The organism is Corallococcus sp. AB049A, assembly GCF_003668885.1.
Taxonomy (GTDB): Bacteria; Myxococcota; Myxococcia; order Myxococcales; family Myxococcaceae; genus Corallococcus; species Corallococcus interemptor.
This window is the reverse complement of sequence record NZ_RAWL01000947.1, coordinates 1-509: the sequence shown is the minus strand read 5'-3', so window position 1 is coordinate 509 and position 509 is coordinate 1. Positions and strand designations below refer to the sequence as shown.

Below are 509 nucleotides of genomic sequence, written 5' to 3'. Positions count from 1 at the left end.
CGCTCAGTGTCGGGGCAGTTCAACCTGCAGGCCTGCGGCCTTCCATTCGGGATAGCCGGCGGCCAGTCGCTGCGCGCTGAGGCCGGCTTCGCGCAGCATCATCACTGCATCGTTGGACAGCACGCAGTAGGGCCCGCGGCAGTACGCGACAATGTGGACGGCGCGCGGCAGTTCGTCCATCCGCGCGTGCAGTTCCGTAGCGGGAATGTTCAGCGCGCCGGGCAGGTGGCCCAGATCGAATTCCTCGCGCGGCCGCACGTCCAGCAGTACCACGCTGTCGCGTTGCTCCAGCAGCTGCTCGACGGTCAGCCCTTCCAGTGCATCGCGGCGCTGCAGGCTGTCGGTGAGGACGCCCTGCATTTCGCTGCGCTGGTGGTCGGCATAGTCGCGCAGCGCGGCCAGCAGGTTGGCCAGTGGGCCGTCAGCGCTGCGGTAGAGGATGCGCTTGCCGTCACGGCGTGTCTGCACCAGGCCGGCACGCCGCAGCTGCTGCAGGTGCTGGGAGGTAT

Annotated in this window: 1 protein-coding gene; it reads right to left on the bottom strand. The window is 68.4% G+C overall.

The genetic code is table 11. The annotated features are described in order from the left end of the window. Positions 1-3: 3 nt before the first annotated feature. Positions 4-509: ArsR family transcriptional regulator (locus D7X55_RS45995; RefSeq protein ID WP_121725730.1), on the bottom strand; the 506-nt coding region annotated here is incomplete at its 5' end.